The organism is Acidithiobacillus albertensis (assembly GCF_001931655.1).
GTDB lineage: Bacteria > Pseudomonadota > Gammaproteobacteria > Acidithiobacillales > Acidithiobacillaceae > Acidithiobacillus > Acidithiobacillus thiooxidans.
Window position 1 is genome coordinate 1,621,047 of record NZ_MOAD01000001.1, and the last position, 6,642, is coordinate 1,627,688.

Consider the following 6,642-nt stretch of genomic DNA (forward strand, 5'->3'; position numbering starts at 1 on the left):
GGTGGGTAGACGGTATTTATACGAACCTCCGTGCGGAGGAGGATCCGCGTATCTGCCTGCTGGTGATTATCGGCGTGACGGCAGAGGGCAAGAAAGAGCTGGTCAGTGTCAGTGACGGCCTGCGCGAATCCAAAGCTTCCTGGCTGGAGAGCCTGCGTGACCTGCAGGCGCGCGGTCTGGAGACGGCCCCTTTGCTCGCCATTGGGGATGGTGCCATGGGGTTTTGGGCCGCACTGGATGAAGCCTATCCCGAAACTGGTCAGCAACGCTGCTGGGTGCATAAGACCGCCAACATTCTCAACGAACTTCCCAAAGCCCAACAGAGCAAAGCCAAGGCAGCGTTGCAGGAAATCTGGATGGCCGCCAATCGCCAGGCTGCGGAAAAAGCACTGGACGTGTTTGTGCGCAATTACCAGGCAAAGTATCCCAAGGCTGTGGCTAAACTGGAAAAAGATCGGGCTGAATTGCTCGCTTTCTATGATTTTCCGGCCGAACACTGGCGGCATATCCGGACCACCAATGCCATTGAATCCACCTTCGCTACGGTACGCCACCGGACTACCCGGACGAAGAACTGTGTATCACGCAGCAGCTTTCTGGGATTGGGTTTCAAGATGCTGCAGCAGGCTGAAAAACGCTGGATTGGGATTTATGCTCCAGAGAAAGTCCTGCAGCTTTTTGCAGGGGTGAAATTTATCGATGGCATACCGGCTAACCTCACCCTGCCGGATGATCAACAGACCGCCGCCTGATCTATGTCAGAAAATGCTCATACACCAGATTTGACTATAGCTCCCTGATTCCACATGGGATTGGCGACCACGCGGTCGAAAGTGCGCAGCTTGCCTTTGCTGCGGAATTTGGGGTTCTTGAAGGTGTCGCCGATCTCGATCTGACCTTCCATGTCGTGGATGATCATGTTCATGTTGGCCATGGCCCAGGTCTCGGGGGTGAATTCCTGGCCGAACAGTTTCAGCGGGGCGACGGTGCGCTTCTTGCCTTTGGCGGTTTCCTCCATGGCGATCTCGCATTTCACCAGCAGGCCGCCGGAGCCGCAGGTTGGGTCGTAGATTTCCATGCCGGGCTCGGGCTGGAGCACGCGGGACATGATGGTGCCGACCTCGGGCGGGGTGTAGAACTCGCCGGCGCTCTGGCCGCCGCCTTCGGCGAACTTGCGGATCAGGTATTCGTAGCTCTTGCCGATGATGTCGGCCTCGACGTCGTCGAGCCCCAGGCGCTTGGTGCTGATGGCTTCGATGAGGTTGGAGAGGCGGTCGTCGTCGAGGTCGCGCTGGCCGTGGGTGGTGGCGTTGAAATCGACGCGGTCGATGATGCCCTGCAAGAGCGGGTTTTCCCGGGCGATGGCCCGCATGTGGGTGGTGACGCCTTCGCCGATCTTGTCGGAAAGCTTGCGGATCACGGACCAGACGGGCTGCTCGGGATCGTCAGGGACGAGGGGAAGATAGAAGCGGACGAGCTTGTGGTCGACCCTGGCGAGCTGGAAGGCCTTCTTGCGCGAGCCAACCTCAGCGGCAATGCGGTTCAGCTCATCGTCAAAGACGTCGCAAAGGCGCTTAGTGAAAATGAGGGGGAGGATGTAGTCCTTGTATTTCGGCGCGTCCTTGGCACCACGGATGGAACACGCGGCGTCCCAGATCCAAGATTCGAGGGATTTGTCCTTACCGTTATTGTTTGTCAATTGAGGTTGATCCGTTCGAACCGCAACCATTTTCCCCCATTTCTGATGCCTAAAATGGGCACAGCTTGGGAATTATATGGGCAATAGTCAATAAAACAAAAAAAGCACCCAGGCTATAACCTGGATGCTTGATTCTTTTGGCTCCCCGGGACAGGCTCGAACTGCCGACCTAGTGATTAACAGTCACCCGCTCTACCGACTGAGCTACCGGGGAAAAGTGGGCGTATCCTAGCCTTCCCTTTGCTTCGCGTCAAGAACTGTGGGGCATTTTCAGGATGATGTTTCAACACCGCTTCACGGTCGGAGTATTTCGCGATAGACTGCCCCACGCCATAATTTAACGTCCTGATCCTGCCCATCCAATCATTCGGTGAACCCAGCCATGATGTTCCTGAAACGCCTGCCAACCGTACAAGAACCACGATTGTACATGGCGCTGGAACGCACGTATCTAGGTTACTTTAAGCTACTGTTTGTATCGATCGGAACAGGATTGGTTTCAGCCCGTCTTGCCGTACTGTTTTTGGCATTACATTACGCAAAACTGGGCCATTTTTTTACCGGGCTTTTCAATGTACTGACTTGGCCAGCCATTGCTCTGGTTTTTGTGGTAGGCTTGAATTTTATGTTTGATCTGCAACATATTGAAAAAGGACCCCCCGTGGCAGCAAAAGAGATTATTGATCCGCGTATTTATATGGCCGCCGAACGTACTTTTCTGGCATGGGTACGAACGGGTATCGGTCTGATTGCTTTTGGCTTTGTCATCGAAAAGTTCGATTTTTTTCTGGAACAGCTTTCTATCATGCTCCACACCAAGCTGGTTATGGGAGAAGGGTTCTCAGGAATGGGCATTATATTTATTGTCCTTGGAATCACCAACCTGATGATCGGTGGTATCAATTTCATTCGCACCGTCAAGAAGGTAGATGAAGGCTGCTACCATGTCCACAAATTCCTGTACGGTCTCTATGGCGTTATTTTATTTGGTATTACCGTCGCACTGGCGGTCATGATTATTCGGGTATCCCTGTAAAATCAGAAAAGCGGAATCAATGCATCCTGATAAGCCCAATAGCAGGCATGAAAGGGATATTTTTCGGATCCTTTACGAGCATTACGCCATACCGGCAATCCGCTTTCTACCAGTAATTCCAGACAACTGCACACCCGCTGATCATAGGCAGAGGCGGGAATACCGGCATGCCCACCCCAGGCGATAATCACTCCCGAACTTGCCGCAAGCGTTGTTTTGATGACCTTGTCATTCTGCGGGCCGACTACATGCGCCGCACCCTTCGCAAGCAACGCTTTCCCCACTTCTTTACTGTCTGTACCCCTGAGCGCAAAAAGATTCAAAATGTGAACCCCCCCACTTTCTGGGAAATTGCGCCATACATATTCCGAGGCCGTGCGTACGGTTTTATCTGCGGAGAACTCACTGGCACTGGAAGGGTTTTTGAGAAAAACCGTGATCATAGCGCCTTTACGCTCACGAAATGGCAAGCTCAATCCATACCGCCAGGTACGGCACGGTGAAAAATCTGCCTGAATAGCTGCCATATCCACGGCTGGCGCATGTTGTACGGTTCGCCCGATTCTCAAGGTGCTGGAGGATAGGTTATTCGTCACGTTTTGGATTCCCGTAATCATTGCCTGTTAATCGTCAACCATATCAGCCGGTGGGGTCACCCGACCAGTCCTAGCCTTTTCCTGCCCATCGCTATCAAAGCCAGTGCATCCTCTGATCAGAAAAAGGACGACCTGACCGCCGCATAGCACTGCAACACTCCGTTGCAACGATTCAACATAATAAAATATATATTTAACAATTAGATAAAAAATTAAATTGTTGCAGTGATTTTTAGGGATTTTATAAAAACCATATTTTACATGCACTTATTATTTGGCACAGTTTCTGCTAATAGACAGGCAAACACTTTGGGCGTTGCTTAAGCTCATCAAACCTGCAAGGAACCTGTCTATGAAAACAAACACCTGGCGTTGTGCATTAGTTTGCGGCCCGCTCCTTTTGGGCATGGGTTTTGGTACGGCCCTGGCGGCCGCGCCGAGCCTCGTAACAGTGCAAGCGGCTCCCGGCATTGGTCCCGTACTGGGGGGCCGGGTCATCCCGGCGTTTACGGTCACCCTGCGTGCCCAGTTGCCTGGCCGGGTCAAATTTGTGGCGGGTGAAGCCGGAATGCCCATTGCACCGGGCCAGCCTTTGGTGGCTTTGGATGACGATCAGCTGCTTGCCCAGAAAGCCCAGGCTATTGCGGCCTATCAGGCCGATGAAGTCGCCCTGCACAACGGTTATTCCCAGTACGGATATCAGCTTTACAGTTATGATCCCCCCTCCTTCATGAACCCCTTTACCTGGATAGGCCAGGGCTTCAAGGCCATGATGGGCAACAGCCAGAATCCCTGGGCCACCTATCAATCCAATCTGGAAAACCGGAAAGCTACCGCCCTCAAGGCGCAAACCCAGCTGGAGGCTTCGGCCTGGAGAATCCGTCAGATTGAGGCGGAGATGAACAACTCGGTTTCCATCGCCCCCTTTCAGGGCGTAGTCCTCGCAAAAGAGGTTAATCCGGGGGATATTGTGCAGCCCGGTCAGCCGCTCATGGTGCTGGGCAGTGGTGGACCCAAGCAACTGCTGGTCAAGGTGCCGGAAAGTCTGGCGGGCAATCTGAACCCCGGGCAATCCCTGCCCGTCCATCTGGGCGATAACGCGGGCATGGTGAGTGGCAGGGTCGTTCATGTCGCCCCCCAGGCCAATCCCCAAACCCATACGGTGGCCGTCAAGGTCAGTCTGCCCCGCAATGCCGCCATTCGTGTCGGGGCGTACGCGACCATCAGTCTGCCCAGTTACGGCAGCTCTGCCCAGAATGAACCGGCCATTCCCCGGAGCGCCCTCATTCCCGGGACTTCTTTGCCCTCGGTGCTGGTGGATCATCAGGGGGTGACCGAAATGCATGTGCTGCGCCTGGGTGGACCCTTGCCGGATGGGCAGATTCAGGTGCTGGCCGGACTGCGCTTGGGTCAGATCATCGTCAATGATCCCCCCGCCGGAATCGGGTCCGGTTATCAGCTCCAGACCAGCGCGTCTTCCGGGGAGTAAGCGCCATGCATAACGGTTGCCAAACCCCTGAGCCGGAAACCCCGGAAACCAGACCCTCGCGCAGTCTGGGATTGGCCGGTTCTATCGCGAAGATTTTTGTCAGTTCGCCGCTGGCGCCCCTGCTCCTGATTGTGCTGCTCGCGGCGGGCATTCTCGGCCTGATTTCCACGCCCAGAGCTTCCAACCCGCAAATCTCCGTGCCCATGATTGATATTTTTGTGGGTTATCCGGGGCACTCGCCTGCCGAAGTCTCGCGCATGGTCAGTGATCCTCTGGAACGCATGATGAGCGAGCTGCCCGGTGTGCGCCACGTGTATTCGGTGTCGAATCGCGGCGAATCCATGGTCACCGTGCGCTTTCAGGTGGGCAGACGGATGGGTCCCTCCCTGGTGGAGGTCTACAACAAACTCGCCGCCAACATGAACCGGATTCCGCCGGGAGCCACCCATCCTCTGGTCCGTGCCAAGGGTATCAACAGCGTCCCCTTCATGACCTTTACGCTCTGGTCCCGGGAGGTCGGTCCCGCCACCCTCAACGAAATTGCCCGCACCGCGTTGCAGCATCTCAAGCAGGTTCCCCAGACCGGGGAGAGTTTTATTGTCCACGGTCCTCAAGAAACACTGACCGTCGATATTCATCCGGGCCGCCTGGCCGCTTATGGCATCACCCCGCAGCAGGTCGCGCAAACGATCAAGGCTTCCAATGCCCAGACGGAAACCGGGCGGACCGATGTGCAAAACATGCAGATGCGCATTGTCACCGGACAGTTTCTGCGCACGCCGGCAGAAGTCCGCAATCTGGTGGTCGGGGTGTATGAAGGAGAACCGGTGTATCTGTTTCAGGTGGCGCAGGTCCGGCTCGGCCCCAGCGATCCCCACAGTCTGGTGACTTATTACCAGAAGGCTGGCAAAAATCAGCCCGAAGTGGATGGCGCTCCGGCGGTCACCATTGCCCTGGCCAAAATTGCCGGCAGCAACGGCGTGACGGTCGCCCGGGCACTCATCCAGAAAATGCACAGTCTGGAAGGAACGGTCATTCCCGGTAATGTGCATGTCAGCATCACCCGTGATAACGGCAAAAAAGCCAATGCCAAGGTCGATTCCCTGCTCTTCAAGCTTTTTGTCGCCACGGCAGCCGTCACCCTGCTGATTCTGCTGGCCCTAGGATGGCGGGCGGCGGCTGTCGTGGTCATCACCATCCCGCTGATTTTGCTGATTACCGTGTTCTCGGCCTGGTTATTGGGAATCACCATCAATCGGGTCAGTTTGTTCGGATTGATTTTCTCCATCGGTATTCTCGTCGACGATTCCATCGTGATTGTCGAGAACGTGTATCGCCGCTGGCTGCAGGAAGGGACAACGTCCACCGAAACCCTCATTGATGCCGTACGCGAAGTGGGTAATCCCACCATTCTGGCGACTTTTACGGTCATTGCCGCCTTGCTGCCCATGGGTTTTGTGGGCGGGATGATGGGTCCTTACATGGCCCCCATTCCCGTACTGGGTTCCGTGGCCATGCTTTTCTCCCTGTTCACGGCCTTCGCTCTGGCCCCCTGGTTGATGCTGCGCTTCAAACCCAGCCTGAAAACCCTGGAACGTATGCATAAGGGCGAACACCGGCAGGCCACCTGGTTGCGCAAATTTTTCCGGAACACCCTGATTCCGCTGATTCGCCGCAAATTTTATGGTCGCCTGTTTCTGGGTGGGATAGTGGTCGCGTTTTTTGCCAGTCTGGCGCTGTTTCTGGTCGAGTGGGTGCCTTTCACCATGCTGCCCCATGGTAATTCCAGTGCCTTTAACGTCGTCATCAACATGCCGGCGGG

General features: G+C 55.3%; 5 protein-coding genes, 1 tRNA gene and 1 pseudogene. 4 read left to right on the top strand and 3 right to left on the bottom strand.

The annotated features are described in order from the left end of the window. Positions 1-752 (top strand): annotated as a pseudogene (locus tag BLW97_RS08340) (IS256-like element IST2 family transposase); the annotation flags it as partial. A 17-nt stretch (positions 753-769) separates the two neighbouring features. Here BLW97_RS08340 and BLW97_RS08345 read toward each other — a convergent pair. Next, positions 770-1,699 carry a class I SAM-dependent DNA methyltransferase gene (locus BLW97_RS08345; protein WP_242947773.1) on the bottom strand — a complete coding sequence of 310 codons (930 nt, stop codon included), beginning with the start codon at positions 1,697-1,699 and terminating at the stop codon, positions 770-772. Between the two features lie 138 nt (positions 1,700-1,837). Next, positions 1,838-1,913, bottom strand: a tRNA-Asn gene (locus tag BLW97_RS08350). Positions 1,914-2,081: 168 nt separating this feature from the next. Between BLW97_RS08350 and BLW97_RS08355 the strand changes: the two genes are divergently transcribed. Beyond that, complete coding sequence (locus BLW97_RS08355; RefSeq protein WP_075322922.1) at positions 2,082-2,735, top strand: YidH family protein; 654 nt, start codon at positions 2,082-2,084, stop codon at positions 2,733-2,735. 2 nt (positions 2,736-2,737) lie between these two features. Here the strand turns inward: BLW97_RS08355 and BLW97_RS08360 are convergent, their stop codons facing one another. Further along, positions 2,738-3,331 (bottom strand): DUF1643 domain-containing protein, encoded by a 594-nt coding sequence (locus BLW97_RS08360; protein ID WP_242947775.1) that lies wholly within the window; start codon positions 3,329-3,331, stop codon positions 2,738-2,740. A 352-nt stretch (positions 3,332-3,683) separates the two neighbouring features. Here BLW97_RS08360 and BLW97_RS08365 point away from each other — a divergent pair, with 352 nt between their 5' ends. Together BLW97_RS08365 and BLW97_RS08370 are read left to right on the top strand one after the other, a co-directional pair. Further along, positions 3,684-4,820 (top strand): efflux RND transporter periplasmic adaptor subunit, encoded by a 1,137-nt coding sequence (locus BLW97_RS08365; RefSeq protein ID WP_075322924.1) that lies wholly within the window; start codon positions 3,684-3,686, stop codon positions 4,818-4,820. 5 nt (positions 4,821-4,825) lie between these two features. Beyond that, on the top strand, positions 4,826-6,642 hold a 1,817-nt coding region (locus BLW97_RS08370), incomplete at its 3' end, for an efflux RND transporter permease subunit (RefSeq protein WP_143214912.1).

Coding starts and splice junctions, on each gene's coding strand:
- BLW97_RS08365 (WP_075322924.1), top strand. CDS start 3,684: ATGAAAACAAACACCTGGCGTTGTGCATTAGTTTGCGGCCCGCTCCTT.
- BLW97_RS08355 (WP_075322922.1), top strand. CDS start 2,082: ATGATGTTCCTGAAACGCCTGCCAACCGTACAAGAACCACGATTGTAC.